This is a genomic window from Exiguobacterium sp. B2(2022) (assembly GCF_028823655.1).
Lineage (GTDB): Bacteria > Bacillota > Bacilli > Exiguobacteriales > Exiguobacteriaceae > Exiguobacterium > Exiguobacterium aestuarii_A.
On the sequence record NZ_JAPEHX010000034.1, the window covers coordinates 14695 to 32175 of the forward strand.

14 protein-coding genes and 1 pseudogene are annotated in these 17481 nt (G+C 47.1%); 6 read left to right on the top strand and 9 right to left on the bottom strand.

Annotation, left to right across the window (positions count from 1 at the left end; genetic code table 11):
* Nucleotides 1–9: 9 nt before the first annotated feature.
* From ON063_RS08375 to ON063_RS08385, 3 genes are all read left to right on the top strand, one after another.
* Nucleotides 10–456, top strand: a complete 447-nt coding sequence (locus ON063_RS08375; RefSeq protein ID WP_031423822.1) for a MarR family winged helix-turn-helix transcriptional regulator — start codon at nt 10–12, stop codon at nt 454–456.
* A gap of 80 nt (nt 457–536) precedes the next feature.
* Nucleotides 537–1250, top strand: coding sequence for a YebC/PmpR family DNA-binding transcriptional regulator (locus tag ON063_RS08380; protein WP_074034528.1), 714 nt, complete (start codon nt 537–539; stop codon nt 1248–1250).
* A 143-nt stretch (nt 1251–1393) separates the two neighbouring features.
* A complete protein-coding gene (locus ON063_RS08385) occupies nt 1394–2713 on the top strand; it encodes a Na+/H+ antiporter family protein (protein ID WP_274664827.1) in 1320 nt (439 codons plus the stop codon).
* A gap of 138 nt (nt 2714–2851) precedes the next feature.
* Here the strand turns inward: ON063_RS08385 and ON063_RS08390 are convergent, their stop codons facing one another.
* The 6 genes and pseudogenes from ON063_RS08390 to ON063_RS08415 form a co-directional block, all read right to left on the bottom strand.
* Nucleotides 2852–4303, bottom strand: a complete 1452-nt coding sequence (locus ON063_RS08390; RefSeq protein ID WP_274664828.1) for a glutamate synthase subunit beta — start codon at nt 4301–4303, stop codon at nt 2852–2854.
* Nucleotides 4300–8739 carry a glutamate synthase large subunit gene (gene gltB, locus ON063_RS08395; RefSeq protein WP_274664829.1) on the bottom strand — a complete coding sequence of 1480 codons (4440 nt, stop codon included), beginning with the start codon at nt 8737–8739 and terminating at the stop codon, nt 4300–4302. Before gltB ends, ON063_RS08390 begins: the two co-directional genes overlap by 4 nt.
* Before the next feature lie 253 nt (nt 8740–8992).
* Complete coding sequence (locus tag ON063_RS08400; RefSeq protein WP_224860860.1) at nt 8993–9745, bottom strand: tryptophan-rich sensory protein; 753 nt, start codon at nt 9743–9745, stop codon at nt 8993–8995.
* 116 nt (nt 9746–9861) lie between these two features.
* Nucleotides 9862–10732 (bottom strand): annotated as a pseudogene (locus ON063_RS08405) (aldo/keto reductase).
* Nucleotides 10733–10797: 65 nt separating this feature from the next.
* Nucleotides 10798–11592: an ABC transporter permease subunit gene (locus ON063_RS08410; protein WP_274664830.1), complete on the bottom strand. Its 795-nt coding sequence runs from the start codon at nt 11590–11592 to the stop codon at nt 10798–10800.
* Nucleotides 11593–12465: an ABC transporter ATP-binding protein gene (locus ON063_RS08415; RefSeq protein WP_274664831.1), complete on the bottom strand. Its 873-nt coding sequence runs from the start codon at nt 12463–12465 to the stop codon at nt 11593–11595.
* A 121-nt stretch (nt 12466–12586) separates the two neighbouring features.
* On the opposite strand from ON063_RS08415, the gene ON063_RS08420 reads away from it, so the two are divergent.
* Entirely contained in the window at nt 12587–13150 is a 564-nt protein-coding gene (locus ON063_RS08420) for a TetR/AcrR family transcriptional regulator (protein ID WP_274664832.1), read from the top strand.
* 36 nt (nt 13151–13186) lie between these two features.
* On the opposite strand, the gene ON063_RS08425 is transcribed toward ON063_RS08420, so the two are convergent.
* From ON063_RS08425 to ON063_RS08435, 3 genes are all read right to left on the bottom strand, one after another.
* Entirely contained in the window at nt 13187–14296 is a 1110-nt protein-coding gene (locus ON063_RS08425; protein ID WP_274664833.1) for an NAD(P)/FAD-dependent oxidoreductase, read from the bottom strand.
* Nucleotides 14297–14374: 78 nt separating this feature from the next.
* On the bottom strand, nt 14375–15109 hold the full coding sequence (locus tag ON063_RS08430) for a Bax inhibitor-1/YccA family protein (protein ID WP_214788360.1): 735 nt from the start codon (nt 15107–15109) through the stop codon (nt 14375–14377).
* A 26-nt stretch (nt 15110–15135) separates the two neighbouring features.
* Nucleotides 15136–15660, bottom strand: coding sequence for a type 1 glutamine amidotransferase domain-containing protein (locus tag ON063_RS08435; RefSeq protein ID WP_214788362.1), 525 nt, complete (start codon nt 15658–15660; stop codon nt 15136–15138).
* Nucleotides 15661–15823: 163 nt separating this feature from the next.
* On the opposite strand from ON063_RS08435, the gene ON063_RS08440 reads away from it, so the two are divergent.
* Nucleotides 15824–16618, top strand: a complete 795-nt coding sequence (locus ON063_RS08440; protein WP_274664834.1) for a thymidylate synthase — start codon at nt 15824–15826, stop codon at nt 16616–16618.
* Nucleotides 16615–17100: a dihydrofolate reductase gene (locus ON063_RS08445; protein ID WP_274664835.1), complete on the top strand. Its 486-nt coding sequence runs from the start codon at nt 16615–16617 to the stop codon at nt 17098–17100. The genes ON063_RS08440 and ON063_RS08445 overlap by 4 nt, the downstream gene beginning before the upstream one ends.
* Nucleotides 17101–17481: the final 381 nt, after the last annotated feature.

Genomic DNA, 17481 nt, shown 5'->3' on the forward strand with positions numbered 1-17481 from the left:
GAATCTACTATGCCGAAACAAGATGCTGCGGACCAGTTCGTCAAACTGATCCCTTTAATTCGTCGTAAACTGCTACGTCGATCTGATTTCCCACAAATTCCGAACTTGAACTTCTCTCATTTCCATCTGTTGATGTTGATTGAGGACGAGGGGGCTGTCACAAATGGACGAATTAGTGAAACACTCTCCATCGCGCCGCCCAATGTTACCCCGCTCATCACGAAACTGTTAAATGAAGGTTATATTACACGCGTACCGGATGAACGGGACCGCCGTGTCATTTGGAACCAGTTGACAGAGAAAGGTGAGCGTATTTTACTCGAACGGAGAGACTCGTTCCGGAGGCTTTTTGAGGAGCGTCTCGCCTTTTTAAACGAGGATGAAACCGACCGCCTCATTGACAGTTTGAAGACGCTCACCGAGATTGTTGAGAAGATGGATAAGGGCGACGAGTAAAACTTTTCTCGTCAATTCACGCAACTTCTTATATAATCTGTAATGAATCTACGTACAAATGGAAAGAGAGATGACATGTAATGGGTCGTAAATGGAACAACATTAAAGAGAAGAAGGCGTCAAAAGACGCGAACACGAGTCGCGTCTATGCGAAGTTCGGTCGCGAGATTTATGTGGCCGCCCGCCAAGGGGAACCTGATCCTGAGTTGAACCAGTCATTAAAATTCGTTGTGGAGCGTGCGAAGACGTATAACGTGCCCCGTGCGATTATCGATCGCGCGATCGATAAAGCAAAAGGTGGCGACGAAGAAAACTTCGATGAGCTTCGCTATGAAGGATTCGGACCGAACGGTTCGATGGTCATCGTCGATACGTTGACGAATAACGTGAACCGTACAGCATCTGAAGTACGTGCGGCTTTCGGTAAAAACGGAGGAAACATGGGTGTCAGCGGTTCGGTCGCCTACATGTTTGATGCGACAGCCGTCATCGGTGTCAATCAAATGTCGGCAGACGATGTCCTTGAACTCATGATGGAACACGACCTTGACGTTCGTGACGTCATCGAAGAAGATGAGACGGTCATCGTCTATGCCGAGCCAGAAGCGTTCCATGCCGTTCAGACTGCATTCAAGTCTGCCGGGGTTGAAGAGTTCGCCGTCGCCGAGCTGACGATGCTCCCACAAAACGAAGTGTCGCTCGATGACGATTCGAAAGAGCAGTTTGAAAAATTAATCGATGTGCTCGAAGACTTGGAAGATGTTCGCCAAGTGTATCACAACGTCGATCTGTAACACGTAAGCGATAACTTTCACGAGTTATCGCTTTTTTTCATAATCGATTTGACAAGGGTCACATCATATGTTAAATTTCAAAAAGTCTTTATCATATTAAAGTGATACCAAGAGAAAGAAATTGTGAAAGGTGTTGGATGGATATGAACGCAGTATTACTTGCAGTCATCGTTTTATTTGCACTCGCCATTAGTCGTGTGCACATTGTATTGTCCTTAATATTAGCTGCGCTTGTCGGAGGGCTTGTTGGAGGGCTCGGATTTAACGATACGTTGACCGCTTTCAGCGACGGTCTTGGCGGCGGAGCGAGCATCGCCCTTAGCTATGCGCTTCTCGGAGCATTCGCCGTCGGATTGTCGAAGACGGGTCTACCAGACGTCTTAGCTGAAAAGTTAATTGCGATGTCAGGTCGTGACGTGTCAGGCAAGCGCGTGATGTACGTCAAAGCGTTCTTATTGTCGCTTCTCTTATTGTTGTCCATCAGCTCACAAAACGTACTCCCGATTCACATCGCCTTTATCCCGATCGTGATTCCGCCGTTACTTGTCTTATTCAATGAGTTGAAGTTAGATCGCCGCCTCGTCGCAACCATCTTGACGTTCGGTCTCGTGACACCGTATATGTTGCTACCAGTCGGGTTCGGTGGCATTTACTTGAACGAGATTTTGATTGCAAACGTTGAAGCGAACGGCTTAACTGTCGGAGACGTCAATATCATCTCGATTATGGGAATCCCGGCATTAGGGATGGTCGTTGGATTGATTGCCGCGTTCATTCACTACCGGAAACCACGAACGTACGAAACGATTGCACTCGGACCGTCTGACTATGAAGTTCGTCAAATGAGTGGTTTCAAGATGATCATGACACTTGTCGTCGTTCTTATCGTCCTCATCGTCCAATTGCAGACGGAGTCGATGATTGCTTCAGCGGTGACAGGACTAATCTTACTCTCGATTTTCCGCCTCATCCCTTGGTCAGAGGCCGATGACATCTTCACGAGCGGGATGCGCATGATGGCATTCATCGGTTTCGTCATGATTGCCGCTAGTGGATTCGCAGCCGTTATTCGTGAATCAGGTGCCATCGATCCGCTCGTCAACGGTGCGAGCGATTTGATGGGTGATTCTAAAATGATCGCAGCTCTTGTCATGTTACTTGTCGGACTCGTCATTACACTTGGCATCGGCTCGAGCTTCTCAACTGTTCCAATCATTGCGGCCATCTTCGTACCGCTTTGTGTACAGTATGGCTTCTCTGTCGAGGCGACGATTGCCATCATCGGGACTGCAGGTGCTCTTGGTGACGCCGGGAGTCCTGCGAGTGACTCGACCCTCGGACCTACGAGTGGATTGAACGCTGACGGTCAACACGATCACCTTCGTGAAACGGTTTGGCCAACGTTCTTACACTACAACATTCCACTCATCATCTTCGGGGTGATTGCCGCGATGGTGCTTTGATCATTTTTTCCGTCGTGAATAAATGGTTCCTAATAAAATCAGGATGAGAATAAACCAGATTCCCGTATACATGAGGATTTCGGTGAACATAAAACTCCTCCTAAACAAAAGATAAGGAGCGACAGTTGTCGCTCCTTTTTATGATGAGGTTTTTAAAACGGTCTTGCAAGTATCGAGATACGCATCGACCACTTCTGCCACCTCTCGTCCTTCTCGAATTGCCCATACAATCAGGCTTTGCCCCCGCTTCGCATCCCCAGCGACAAAGACGTTATCTGTTGCCGTATGGAAATCTTTCGTCTTCTCGACGCCGATTTTCCGCAACTCGTGCTCTGGTCGTTCAAATCCAATGGCGACGAGGATGAGGTCCGCCGGGTACGTCTCCATCGAATCTTCCTCTACGAAGAAAGTCGCTTGACCATCCGGGTTGACGACTTTCGTCATCCGTTCCGTTTCAATCCCTGTGACACGTCCTTCTTTCGTGACGATTTGGTTGGAGCGAATCAAATATGTTCTCGGGTCTTTCTCATAGACGGCGAGTGATTCCGCATACGCATAATCGGTCGTAAGCGTGTCAGGTTGAAGTGGCCAAGGTTTCTCTGGTGCACGGAGCAACCCTTTTGACGGGTGCTTCCCAAATTGAACGACTGATTTCGCACCTTGACGGATTGCCGTCGCCACGCAGTCCGCTCCTGTATCTCCTCCTCCGATGACGATGACATCTTTGTCTTTGGCGTCATAATCAGAGGCAAGTGGGGCCCCTTTACGTTCACGCATGGATGCCGTCAAATAATCCATCGCCATTTCAACGCCAGCGGCATCATCTCCGTCAATCCCGAGCGTGCGCTGTTTTTGAGCTCCGGTCGCCAAGATGACCGCATCGTATTCGTTTCGAAGTGATTCGACCGTTACATCCGTACCAACCTCGACGTTCGTTCGGATGACAATCCCCTCTTGTTCGAGTAACCGAATGCGACGTCTGACGACATCTTTATCGAGTTTCATGTTCGGGATGCCATACATGAGCAGTCCTCCCGCTTCATCCGACTTCTCGATGATGGTGACCGAATGACCCAATTGATTTAATTGATCAGCGGCGGCTAGACCAGCAGGGCCACTTCCGATGATGGCGACCGTCATTCCGGTTCTTCGATGAACCGGTCTCGGCTTCACCCATCCTTCTTCAAATGCCCGGTCGATGATTGTTCGCTCGATAGACTTAATGGCAACCGGATCTTCACTGATCCCGAGTGTACACGATCCTTCACACGGTGCCGGACAAACCCTTCCCGTGAACTCCGGGAAGTTGTTCGTCTCCATCAATCGATGGTACGCACCCATCCAGTCTGCTTTCGTGACAAGTTTGTTCCATTCGGGAATATAGTTGTGAATCGGGCATCCAATCGTCTCCTGACCAATCAAATCACCGACATGACAGAACGGTGTGCCGCAGTCCATACAACGCGCGGCTTGTTGCTGGACCGATTCGTCATCCATTCTCGTAGCATATTCGTCATAATCTCTCACCCGCTCTTCGACGTGACGTTCTGGCAGTGTCGTTCGCGCGATGTTCAAAAAGTTATGTTTCATACGGTACCTCCTTCTGTCACGATACGGAACAATTCAAGTGCTCGGTCGGCCTCACTCAATTCGGGACGATTTGCCTCAATTTGACGCATCACGTCTAAGACGTTCGCATAGTCTCTCGGAACGACTTTCACAAACTGTGAACGTACTTGTTCAAATGACTCTAAAATCGTCCGTGCCTTGACGCTATCTGTGTGGAATTGGTGCGCTTCAAGAAGCGCATAAATTTGTTCGATATCTTCATCGTCCAACTCCCGTACGACGGAAACAAGCTCCTCATTGACGAGTTGTTCATAGGCTTGCGCTCCGTAAATATAAGCTGTACCACCGGACATACCGGCCGCAAAATTTCGTCCAATCTGTCCGAGTACAAGTACAGTTCCACCGGTCATATATTCACACCCGTGATCCCCGACTCCTTCGACGACTGCCGTCGCACCAGAGTTACGAACGGCGAACCGCTCACCGACATGTCCGTTGAAGAACGCCTGACCGCTCGTCGCTCCGTACAAGCAGACGTTACCGGCAATCATTTGTTCACTTTCGTCAAACGGCGCATGCTTTTCAGCAATCAATGCCAGTTTCCCTCCGCTCAAGCCTTTGCCGATATAATCGTTCGCATCGCCAATGACAGAGATAGTGATCCCGTTCGGTAAAAATGCCCCCAGACTTTGTCCGGCAGATCCACTAAGGCGAAGTGAAATCGTATCGTCCGGTAAACCGACCTGACCATGAACTTTCGTCACTTCAAAACCTAACTGTGTTCCGACCGCTCGATCGGTGTTTCGGATGCGACCTACGAAGAACGTCGGTTGGCCAGAAGTGATGGAACGTGATACAGCTGGGATGAGCTTACGATGATCGTATGAACGGTATGCCGGATGAGTGAGTTCTTCTCGTTCCGGCAACGGTGTCGGCATCGAAAGCATTGGAGACAAATCTAGACGTCGCGCTTTCGGATGATTCGTCTTCCACACGCTTTCTTCGAGTAGATCCGTTCGACCGACCACTTCGTCTAGTGATGTGACACCGAGTGACGCCAAGATTTCCCGCACTTCTTCAGCCAAGAACGTCATCAAGTTGACGACATGCTCTGGTTTCCCCATAAATTTCTGACGAAGTACCGGGTCTTGGGTCGCCACACCGACCGGACAAGTATCTAAGTGACAAGCGCGCATCATGATGCATCCTAGGACGACGAGCGGTGCTGTCGCAAACGCAAACTCTTCGGCACCGAAGATGGCTGCCATGACGATATCGCGACCCGTCATAAGCTTCCCGTCCGTCTCGAGCGTGACTCTTCCCCGGAGTCCGTTCAATGCGAGCGTTTGATGTGTCTCTAGAAGACCGAGTTCCCACGGAAGACCTGTATGCTTAATTGATGTCTTCGGAGATGCACCGGTTCCACCGTCGTATCCGCTAATGACAATCGTATCCGCGTTCGCTTTCGCCACGCCTGCTGCAATCGTTCCAACCCCTGATTTCGAGACGAGCTTGACACTGATTTTTGCATTCGGGTTCACATGTTTTAAATCAAAAATGAGTTGTGCCAAATCCTCGATCGAATAAATATCGTGATGCGGAGGCGGCGAGATGAGTCCGACGCCAGGGACCGATCCCCGGACTTCGGCGACCCATGGATACACCTTGTTCCCTGGAAGTTGTCCACCTTCCCCCGGTTTTGCCCCTTGTGCCATCTTGATTTGAATCTCATCGGCATGATATAGATATTCTGCCGTCACGCCGAAACGTCCACTCGCCACTTGTTTGATGCGGCTGATGCGCTCGTTCCCGAATTCATCCGGGACAAAGCGAGCACGGTCTTCCCCACCTTCACCTGAGTTACTTTTCGCACCAATTTGGTTCATCGCAATAGCGAGCGTCTCATGTGCTTCTTTCGACAAGGATCCGAACGACATCGCCCCCGTCTTAAAGCGGCGTACGATTGACGTGATCGGTTCCACCTCATCAATCGCCACCGGACGTTGTTCCTTAAACGCGAACAACTGACGGATAAATTGTCCCGACGACTCATGCAACTTCACGTAGGCATCGTAATATTTTCGCTCATTCTCACGGCAGGCGCGTTGCAACAAGTGAATCGTCTTCGGATTGAACGCATGCTCCTCTCCGTCTGCACGCCATTGGAAGTCACTTCCCGCTTCGAGCGGGCGGTTCGTCTCATATGCGTCTTTGTGGAGTGTTTTTGCCTCGTCTTCTAATTCAACGAATCCGATTCCTGACAGCTGAGACGTCGTTCCTCGGAAATGTGTTTCAATCAAATCACGGTCTAATCCGACCGCTTCGAAGATTTGAGCCCCACGATAACTTTGAATCGTCGAGATTCCCATTTTCGACATGATTTTGACGATGCCTTCAACGACAGCTTTTTGATAGGAACGAATTGCCGCTTCAAACGAATGAGTGATTTGTTCATGTTCGACCAAGTGTTGAATCGTCGCATAGGCAACGTAAGGGTATACCGCATCGGCTCCATAACCGATCAAAGTCGCAGCCTGATGCACTTCTCGCACTTCACCACTTTCACAAATCACGCTACAATTCGATCTCAAGTTCTCACGAATCAAATGTTGGTGAACGGCACTGAGCACGAGGAGCGCCGGCATTGCAGCCCGATCACGAGACATATAACGGTCAGATAGGACAATGACGTTCGAACCATTTCGTACAATTTCGCTGACGTGTTGCAAAAGGGATTCAAGCGACGCCTCTAAATCATTTGTGAACGTCGTATCGACGCGTGCGAGTTTGAGTCGCTCACTAATTTGATCGAGTGTCGAACCATCGATGATTGGATGATCCAGCCACACACGTTTCGCATGACCACGTCCGGTATGGACCGGATCACCTTGCGGACCAATCCAAGTGAACGTCGCTGTGACAATTTTCTCCCGTAAGGCATCAATTGGCGGGTTCGTCACTTGCGCGAAATGTTGTTTAAAGTAATGGAAGAGCGACCGAGGACGGGTAGAGAGAACTGCGATTGGTTGATCATGCCCCATCGACCCAATCGGATCTTTCTCGTCGTTGATCAATGGAATCATATACTGTTCGATATCCTCTTTTGTATACCCGAACGCGCGTTGCACACGATCGAGTTCTGAGACGTCTTGTTTCTGAACACCTCTATCTTCCACTTTCATCATTTGTTTGAGCCATTTATGATACGGCTCCGATTTTGCAATCGTCTCCTTGATTTCCTGATTGGGAATCAAACGTTTCTCAATCAAGTCGATCAAGAGCAATTGTCCAGGTCGTAGGCGCTGTTTTGATTTGACGTTCTCGGCATCGACAGGGATGACTCCTGTCTCTGATGACAGGATTAATTCTCCGTCTAATGTTTCGACGTAACGCATCGGGCGTAACCCGTTACGATCTAAAATTGCACCGATCTGTCGCCCATCGGTAAATACTACGCCCGTTGGACCATCCCACGGCTCCATGATGGATGAGTGATATTGGTAGAAGTCACGTTTGAGCGGTTCCATCTTACCTTCAACAAACGGTTCGGGAATTAACATCATCGCCGTATGCGCAATCGATCGACCGGTGCGTGTGAAGAACTCGAAGGCATTATCGAGCATCGACGAGTCACTGCCCTCCTCTTGGAGAACTGGGAACAAATGATTCACATCCTCAAACAAATCGGTCGATGTGACCCCTTCGCGCGCTCGCATCGCATCGATATTGCCTCGTAACGTGTTGATTTCTCCATTATGGACAATCATCCGGTTTGGGTGTGCACGTTCCCATGAAGGAAACGTATTTGTTGAGAAGCGAGAGTGAACGATTCCGAACGTGCTCTTATAATGCGGTGATTGCAAGTCCAAATAAAAGGCATCAATTTGAACTGGCGTCAGCATTCCTTTATATACAATCGTTCTCGTCGACAGGCTCGCAATATATAAGTTTAGCGATTCAACTTTTTCAATCTTTCGTCGGAGTTCATAGAACACACGTTCATTCGCATCTTCATCGAGAAACGGACAAGAGATGAACCACTGATAAATGACCGGTTGCGTCACGCGTGCATGTTCCCCGATTTGCGTTGCGTCCACGGGTACTTCTCGCCACTCGATGGTCGAACAGTCTAATTCATCTGCCATGCGTTCCATCAAATTTATTTTTTCCTTTAGCCGATCGTCTGATGGCTGAAAAAAAACCATTCCGACAGCGTAACGACCAGGTGACGGAAGGTTCATCGTTTGCGTGAAAAGTTCATGTGGGATTTCGGTCATAATACCCGCACCATCACCGGCATCGATGACACCTTGCCCTCCTCGGTGCTCTAATTTACACAGCATCGAGAGTGATTTACGGACAATCTCATGTTTTTTTAGTCCGTTTAAATTGACGTATAATCCAATCCCGCACGCGTCTTTCTCAAATCTTGAGTCATACAGTCCAACTCGACTCATATCATCGACCCCTTTCACTCACAGTTTCGTAATTAACATTTTGTTCTAAATATTCTGAAAAATCAAGGGGACTGTATGTGTTTTTGCATAATAGGAATTGAATTTGTTATCATTGAAAGCGTATACACGACTGATATCAATAGGTTTTGTTGTTTTAGTTATGTTAGATAAAGAATAAATATCCATGAATATTATTTATTTATAGGTTCTCGAGAACTCAAAAAGGATATCTGTTAAGATATCCTTTTCTAACTTAATGTTCTACTGTTTTACGTGGATGATGTAGAAACGATTTCGGACGCTTCCACAAGATCAAACCGATATATCCAATCGCGAGCAGTGCGAGCGCACTGACGATGACGACATACAGTGTTCCCTCTTCGATTCTTGCAAAAATACCAATATAGGCCCAGACGAATACGAGTGGATAGATGAAATCGTGATGCCACCACATAAAGAGTAGGGCTAATACAACACCGACCATCAGCATGAGAGATGTCCATGCAAGTTCATCAAGACCTAATAAAGAAGTGATCTGTTCTGTCTTCATCACGACGAACGTATTGACAATCGTTGCGACCGACACCCAACCGATATAGATCGAGAACGGGAAACGATCGAGCCAACTTGTAGATGTGCGGAATGCAATATAGTATAGCCAGCATAGAGACGCTAAGAATGCCACCATGATTACGAGCGAGAGTACGAACCACTCATTCGTAAACGCGAGAAGCCACAATCCGTTCAACACACATGAAATCAGGAATCCTGCTTTCATACGTTCGGCCTGTCGATTCGCCGTCGTCCCTTTTTTCAATTGTAAGACTAACCAGACAAGTAATGCGACATAGATGACGCCCCAAATGGAGAAGGCGTAACCCGCGGGTTTAAAGTAGATGTCAATCCGGTCTGAAACCGCGGCATTATCACCGCTCGCAAAATAATTGATGACGACGGTCGCTAGAAAAGCGACCCAGTTGACAATTGGCCATTTTGATAAGTCCATAAGCATGATCTTCTGAATGAAGATCAAACACCTCCTTTTAGCAACATAATAATCATTACCCGCATACATGTGACTCTACACGTAGAAAGGGGCTCGCAAATGCGAGCCCCTTGTTATTAAAAGTCGATTTCGTCCGGATCTGGTCCAAGACGTTCACCTGTCGCCACCTGGTCGATTTTTGCCAAATCGTCCGCGTCGAGTGAAAAATCGAATACATCGAAGTTTTCACGGATGCGGTGCGGTGTCACCGACTTCGGCAATGCGACATGACCTGACTCGAGGTGCCAACGAAGCACGACTTGTGCAGGCGTTTTTCCATGCTTCTCCGCAATTTCTGAGAAGGCATCGATCTCTAAAAACTTCCCTTGCATAAGAGGACTCCACGCCTCAATTTGAATGCCTTCATCCTGGCAATAGTCCAACAAATCCGGTTGTGGAAGTTGTGGATGAAGTTCTACCTGATTGATGAGCGGTGCCATCAGTCCTTCTTCTTTTAACGTCTCAAGATGATGTTCTTTGAAGTTGGATACACCGATTGCTTTAATCTTTCCAGCTTCATATAGTTCGATCAGGTCCTTCCAAGCATTGACGAAACCATCAACAGGCCAGTGAAGCAGACAAAGGTCTAAATAGTCTGTCTGGAGGCGTCTAACCATCAACAGGCCAGTGAAGCAGACAAAGGTCTAAATAGTCTGTCTGGAGGCGTTTTAATGAGTCTTCAAACGCTTCTTTCGTCTTCCCTTCACGAATATCATCATTCCAAATTTTCGATGTGATGAATAGGTCTGAACGGTCGATTCCAGAGATTTTAATCCCTTTTGCGACGCCTTCTTCATTTTTATAAATGGCAGCCGTATCGATATGGCGATAGCCAGTCTTGAGTGCCTCGACGACAGCAGCTGGTGCCTCTGTCTCATTGTCGACTTGCCATACCCCAAACCCAATCATCGGAATCTCTACTTTGTTTCGTAATGTAGCATATAACATTTCATTCATCCCCTTTTCTTTCTAACGAGCTGATTGTATCATACCCGACAATTTATTTCGGAAAACTAAATCGTTAAATCTTTTCGGGTAAAGCGGATGAATGAGAGTGCTGAAAAGACGATTAACAAGCCGATTAACCAAATAAAGTGAACATCACCGAACTCTTCACGCATGATGGCCGGAGCATCGAAGAGAGAAAAGAAAGAGATGTTCCCTAACCATTCGAACTGCTCGCTTACTCCGTTGATGATATTCACCATCAAGAAGAACGTGAAGATTCCGCCGGTCACCATATAAGATTTACTACTGTCATCAAACAGACTGGCCAGCATATAGGCAACGACCCCTAATACGAGAAGCATGAGCGCTCCGTTCAATTGAAGCATCCATAAAACCGCATAGTCGATTTGTAAATCGAATAATACATCTGCCGCCATGAGACTGAAGCCATTTAACCCGACAAACAAGCCAACTGCAATGATCAGGATGACGAACGTAGACCATACATATGTGACACGAGAAATCGGAGCTGCCATATACAGCATGATTTCACCTGAATCGACCGGTTTAGCAAGAAGTTTCGAGGCGAACGTCAACGCAAACAACACGGCAAGTACATAAAAAATCAATCCATAGTAATTACTCGACAATAAATTGAGCAGATTATCCATCGCCATCGTCGCATCGATTTGAAACACTTCGAGCAACTCAGGCGGTAGTGACTCTAATTTCGCCTCGATCAGTCCCGTTTCCTGAATGGATGGGAATATAGCAGCCAAAAAGAAGAGATAGACACTTGTCCCGACTGAATAACCGAGAATCCAACTGCGATTCTGTTTAAACATTGAGCGTATTAACATTTATGTCGCCTCCCCGTAATACTGCATAAACAAGTGTTCGAGTTCGTCAGCGCCACTCTCCAATGAACGAATCTCATAGTCGGCAAGCGTTCGAATCAAGTTGTTCAAGTCTTCTGGCGACGTGATGGCGACTTCTACGTGTATTCCATCTCGTGTTCCAGTAGTTTTGGCGAATCGGATTGCCTCTGACTCGGAAGAAAACTCAATTTGATATCGTTTTACACTGTGTTGTCTTAGTTCTTCCATATCTTCCTCAATGATGATGCGCCCGTCTTTAATCAATGCGGCTCGATCACACGTCCGCTCCATTTCAGGAAAATGGTGAGAGCTCATCAAAATCGCCTTACCTGCTTCTTTTTCTTCGATTAGCCAATCAATCAAACGTTCTTGCATGAGCGGGTCGAGTCCGCTCGTAGGCTCATCCAGAATATAGACGGGTGCCTCTTTCATGAAGCACGTGATGATGGCGAGCTTTTGTTTCATCCCTTTAGACATCTTCCGAACTTTCGTCGACTCATCGAACGCGAATCGCTCTCGAAGTCGTCGCTCTCGTGCAGGATCCGTTTTATGCAAATGACGCGTTAAACGAATGATTTCTTCTCCAGTCATATGTTGTGGATAATTGATTTCCCCAGGCAAATAACCGACATTTCGTTTGACCTGCTCGGTTTCGCTCCAGCAGTCGAACCCGTTAATGGTTGCTCTGCCTTCACTTGGTTTCAACAGACCCATTAGATGACGAATCGTCGTCGATTTCCCAGCACCGTTCGGTCCGATGAATCCAAAAATCGTTCCGGGTAACACATCGAGTGTCACATCAAAAATACCGTGGGTTGCATCGAATCGTTTTGTTAATCGTTCAATCCGAATCATCACAAACCCTCCTTTTTTGAAATATAAGATTAATATGATTACAAAACTAGTATATCACGTTCTTTTTTGAAATGGAAATGGTATATTTATTACAAAACTACAGAAAGGAGCGCTCCGACCAATGGACGGATTCGCAAAACGCACCGAAGAAAAAAGACAGGCCATCTTACGTGCCGCATATGACTTGATGACGGAGAAACAATCTCGGTTTACCGTTAGTGAACTCGCCAAGCAAGCTCATGTCTCACCTGTCTCGATCTATAATTACTTCGGCTCGAAAGAACAAGTCATCATTGAAGTGTTACAACAGATGACGGAAGAACAAATGAGCTGGATTGATGAACAAATCGAGTCGAACGCTCCGTTTGATACGTTACTCGTCGATATATTGAAACGAAAAATCAAAACGGCCGTTCTTTTTGATGAGACCATTACCACAATGATTCAACAGGATCCAAACTGGGAGCAGTTGGCGTCCCGTGGTTATGCATCTTTCGCCCGTTTGATTGAATACGGGAAACAAAAAGGGGCGATCGATGCCACATTATCGACCACATCTTATTTACACTATGTTCAATTGATGCAGCAGGCCATCCTATCCGACCCACATTTTTCAATCGGGGACATGAAAGAGACGATGGAAGACTATTTTCATTTCTTTTTGAACGGGGTCATCAAACGCTAAAAAGGTGACTGTCTATAAAGAGACAGCCACCTTTTCTTATGCTTTGAATATAAAGTCTTCAATCGGATAGAGTGAAAGGTCCACTTCACATTCACCCGTCAGGACGAGGTCACTTAACACTTTTCCGATGAACGGACCGACCGTCAAACCGGATGACCCTAGACCGTTCGCCACAAGCAATTGATTCGCCCTTGGTACTCTCCCGAGTATAGGAATGGAGTTCGATGTGACCGGGCGGAAACCGACTTTCGTCTCGATGAGTTCTGCTTCCGCAAGTCCTGGTGCTGATTCAAGCCCTTTCGTCAGCACTTCGTGGACACCAATCGCCGTCGGGCGAACATCGAACGCTTTACCTTTCTCATGGGTCGAGCCGATGACGACCTTCCCATCTTCAAATCCAAGTAGATAACGTCGCCTTGGCGGCATGACAACCGGCCAATTCGAGGCATCGGTATCTTTTAACTGAACGTGAACGAGTTGCGCCTTTTCTCCGTCGACACGAACCGTATATCCGAGAGGTTGTAACAGCTCCGGAAGCCACGCTCCAGTCGCAAGGATGATTTCATCCGCTTCATAAAACACCTCATCACACTCGACGCCAATCGCGTCCCCATCGGTCAACCGTGCCGAACCGTATACAAATTTCACACCACGCTTCATAGCGACTCGTTCAAGTGCTGCACGGAATTTCCCACCATCCACACGTGCGCCACCTTTGACTAGAAGCGCATCATATTCATCTGATAGTGGAGGGAAAAGACGTTGTGCCTCTTCTGCTGTCAATCGTTCTAAGTCACCGATTTCTGGTGCTTCTTCGCGACGAACCATCGTCCGCTCCATCATTTGATCAAGTTTGGACTCTTCATGGAGTGCAAGTGTCCCGACACGCTTGTATCCGGTGTCTGTCTCCCCTTCAGTTTCCAACTCTCTCACGACATGCGGATAATAGTGCGCACCACCTTTAGCGAGTGCGTACCAAGCTTTATTACGCCGCTGCGCAATCCAAGGACAAACAATTCCCGCTGCCGCATCTGTCGCCCGTCCTTCCTCCTTACGGTCGATGACCGTCACGTCAGCTTTTCCTGCTAAATGATAGGCTGTGGAGACACCAACGATGCCCGACCCAATAATCACAATTTTCTTCATCATGTACCTGTCTTTTCAGACAGATGAACACATCCTTTCGTGAAAAAATCATCGACCCAATGGATCGATGATTGATTGTTATTCTCTCATCGCTAGACGATACAGTAAGTCTAGCAATTCAATATACAACCAGACGAGCGTGACGATTAAACCAAACGCCGCAACCCATTCCAATTGTTTTGGTGCCCGCTCTTCGACTTGACGTGCGATGAAATCAAAGTCTAAGACGAGTGCGAGCGAAGCGACGATGACAATGACAAATTGAACACCGATGGCAAGCGGGCTAGAACCTGTCATGAACGCCAATCCTGAACCGAATAGGCTCATGACGAGTTGGACAAGGTACAATAACATGACCGTAAACATAGCAGCCATGACCCCTGCTCTGAATTTTTGCGTCACTTTGACAAGACCTGTCGTATAGACAAACCACATCGCAAAGGCGACGACGAACGTCGTCATGACGGCACGACCGACAATACCAGGGACCATCGCTTCAAAGAAGTATGAGATTGAACCGACGAAGACACCTTCGACAATTCCGTAGAGCGGCGCAACGATCGGTGCCGTATTCGGCTTGAACGTGATGAGTAACGCAAAGATGAAACCGAGGATGAGTGACCCGATCATGAGCGGGAACAAAAGCCCTTCCCCGATTGTAGGAACGACGAGCCATGTCGTTCCGGCTGCCGCTGTGACGAGAAGAAGCAAAGTGAACACTTTTGACCATGTTCCTGCTTTCGTCATCGGCTCAGCACTGTAAGCTGTAGACTGCATTGATTTACGAAGTAGTGGATTCGATTTTAAGTTCAACGTTGTATAGCTCCTTTATGATTCAATTACTGTTTTGCGAACACGTCGATAAACGCACGCATGTAGTCTGGTAAATCGGGTGGTCGACGACTTGAGACGATATGTCCATCGACGACAACAGGTTCGTCATGCCAAATGGCACCTGCGTTTTCCATGTCATCCTTAATTCCTGGTGTACTCGTGACGTTTACCCCGTCCAAAATATTCGCTGAAATCAAGACCCATCCAGCATGGCAAATTTGACCGATTGGTCGTTTTTGTTCATCCATATAACGAACGAAGCCTTTCACCGAATCAAAACGGCGCAACAAATCAGGTGACCAGCCACCTGGTACGAGAATCGCATCAAATGATGTGATGTCCACATCATCAAATGATACGTCCGACTTCGCTGGCACACCATATTTACCGATATACGCATGGTCAGCCTTCTCTCCGGCTAAAATGACATGCGCCCCTTCTTCACGAAGACGGTGTACGGGATACCAAAGTTCTAAATCCTCGAAGTCATCACTGACAAGTTGAAGGACTTTCTTTCCTTGTAGTTTCATCAAACCCCTCCTTCTATTCATTCCCCATTATACCCGAAACCGAGAGTCGCGAAAACGAAGAATCGTTGTTGTTTTTTCAGGATATGGATGGAATACGCTCCTAGATACTATATCTTGTGTTATCCTTTAGTCATCGAAGATTTAAAAGGAGGTTCATCACCTTATGAAGCAATATCATGATTTATGTCGACATATCCTCGAAAATGGAGTAGTGAAAGAAGACCGTACCGGAACAGGGACGACCAGCGTTTTCGGCTATCAAATGCGATTCAATTTACAGGAAGGGTTCCCTTTGATCACGACGAAAAAGTTACATACTCGTTCGATTATCCATGAACTTCTTTGGTTCATCTCAGGGGAGACGAACATTCGTTATTTACAAGAGAATGGAGTGCGAATTTGGAACGAATGGGCAGATGAAGAAGGAAATCTCGGCCCGGTATACGGCTCACAGTGGCGCTCATTCCCACGCCCGGACGGCTCGTCCGTCGATCAACTGGCGCAAGTGATTGAACAAATCAAGACAAACCCTGACTCGAGACGGTTGATCGTCTCGGCATGGAATCCTGGACAACTCGATGAGATGGCCCTACCGCCATGTCATTTACTTTTCCAATTCTATGTCGCTGATGGGAAGCTCTCTTGCCAGTTGTATCAACGAAGCGCCGACACATTCTTAGGTGTTCCATTCAACATCGCATCGTATGCACTTTTGACACATATGGTCGCTCATGTAACCGGCCTAGAAGTTGGCGATTTCGTCCATACCCTCGGAGATGCTCATATTTATCATAACCATCTCGAGCAAGTGGAACTTCAACTGTCGCGTGACCCGCGTCCGTTACCACAACTCAAGATTGTCCGTGACGTACCTTCAATTGAATCATTCCGTTTTGAGGACTTTGAGATTCTCGGATATGATCCACATCCACATATTAAAGGAGAAGTGAGCGTATGATTTCGCATGTGGTCGCGTACGGACTCAATCGGGAAATCGGGAAAGACAATGATTTATTGTGGCGATTGCCGGATGATTTGAAACACTTCAAATCTGTCACGTCTGGTGGCACCGTCGTCATGGGAAGAAAAACGTTTGAATCGATTGGGAAGGCGTTACCGAACCGACGGAATATCGTCGTGACGTCCGATCCTAATTTTAAAGCAGATCACATTGAAGTGTGGCATGATTTAGAACGTCTCATCGAAGAAAGTCAAAACGAGGAATGGTTTGTTATTGGCGGCGCGACGCTATATGAACAGACCATGTCGATGACGCGTCGAATTTATGCCACCGAAGTAAAATCCACGTTCGAAGCAGACACGTATTATCCTGAACGGAGCGGTTCATGGACGATCCAAAGTCAGACAGATCATCCGCAAGACGAAAGACATGCATATGCCTTTTCGTTCATACAATACAACAAAGAGGTCGGAACATAACCAACCCTCTTTAAGGGTTATTTTGCACTTCTGCCGATACGTGTGGCAATGCACTTTCATACGTTCATAGTCATAAACACCAAGACGATGCCATTTTTCTTGAAGATATACTTTTAAATCTTGATTGCAAATCAAAATATTTCATAGAATACTCTTCTTTACATAGGAGTACCTTCAAATTTTTGGTTTGACCACATTAACTTTATCAAAGGTCTACAATCTGTGTATTCCAAAATCCATGTATGAGCCCACAAAAAAGAGGTCATCGAGAGTGAACACATTTCTCCCGATGATCTCTTTGCTATACATCTACTATTATGTCCCTATTCTCACATTTTCTTCCTTCATTTCTCATGATCCTTCATAAATGTCACGTCTGTT

Excerpts from the sequence above, each read along its gene's own strand:
- ON063_RS08375 (WP_031423822.1), top strand. The coding sequence starts at position 10 with ATGCCGAAACAAGATGCTGCGGACCAGTTCGTCAAACTGATCCCTTTA.
- ON063_RS08380 (WP_074034528.1), top strand. The coding sequence starts at position 537 with ATGGGTCGTAAATGGAACAACATTAAAGAGAAGAAGGCGTCAAAAGAC.
- ON063_RS08385 (WP_274664827.1), top strand. The coding sequence starts at position 1,394 with ATGAACGCAGTATTACTTGCAGTCATCGTTTTATTTGCACTCGCCATT.
- ON063_RS08390 (WP_274664828.1), bottom strand. The coding sequence starts at position 4,303 with ATGAAACATAACTTTTTGAACATCGCGCGAACGACACTGCCAGAACGT.
- gltB (WP_274664829.1), bottom strand. The coding sequence starts at position 8,739 with ATGAGTCGAGTTGGACTGTATGACTCAAGATTTGAGAAAGACGCGTGC.
- ON063_RS08400 (WP_224860860.1), bottom strand. The coding sequence starts at position 9,745 with ATGGACTTATCAAAATGGCCAATTGTCAACTGGGTCGCTTTTCTAGCG.
- ON063_RS08410 (WP_274664830.1), bottom strand. The coding sequence starts at position 11,592 with ATGTTAATACGCTCAATGTTTAAACAGAATCGCAGTTGGATTCTCGGT.
- ON063_RS08415 (WP_274664831.1), bottom strand. The coding sequence starts at position 12,465 with ATGATTCGGATTGAACGATTAACAAAACGATTCGATGCAACCCACGGT.
- ON063_RS08420 (WP_274664832.1), top strand. The coding sequence starts at position 12,587 with ATGGACGGATTCGCAAAACGCACCGAAGAAAAAAGACAGGCCATCTTA.
- ON063_RS08425 (WP_274664833.1), bottom strand. The coding sequence starts at position 14,296 with ATGAAGAAAATTGTGATTATTGGGTCGGGCATCGTTGGTGTCTCCACA.
- ON063_RS08435 (WP_214788362.1), bottom strand. The coding sequence starts at position 15,660 with ATGAAACTACAAGGAAAGAAAGTCCTTCAACTTGTCAGTGATGACTTC.
- ON063_RS08440 (WP_274664834.1), top strand. The coding sequence starts at position 15,824 with ATGAAGCAATATCATGATTTATGTCGACATATCCTCGAAAATGGAGTA.
- ON063_RS08445 (WP_274664835.1), top strand. The coding sequence starts at position 16,615 with ATGATTTCGCATGTGGTCGCGTACGGACTCAATCGGGAAATCGGGAAA.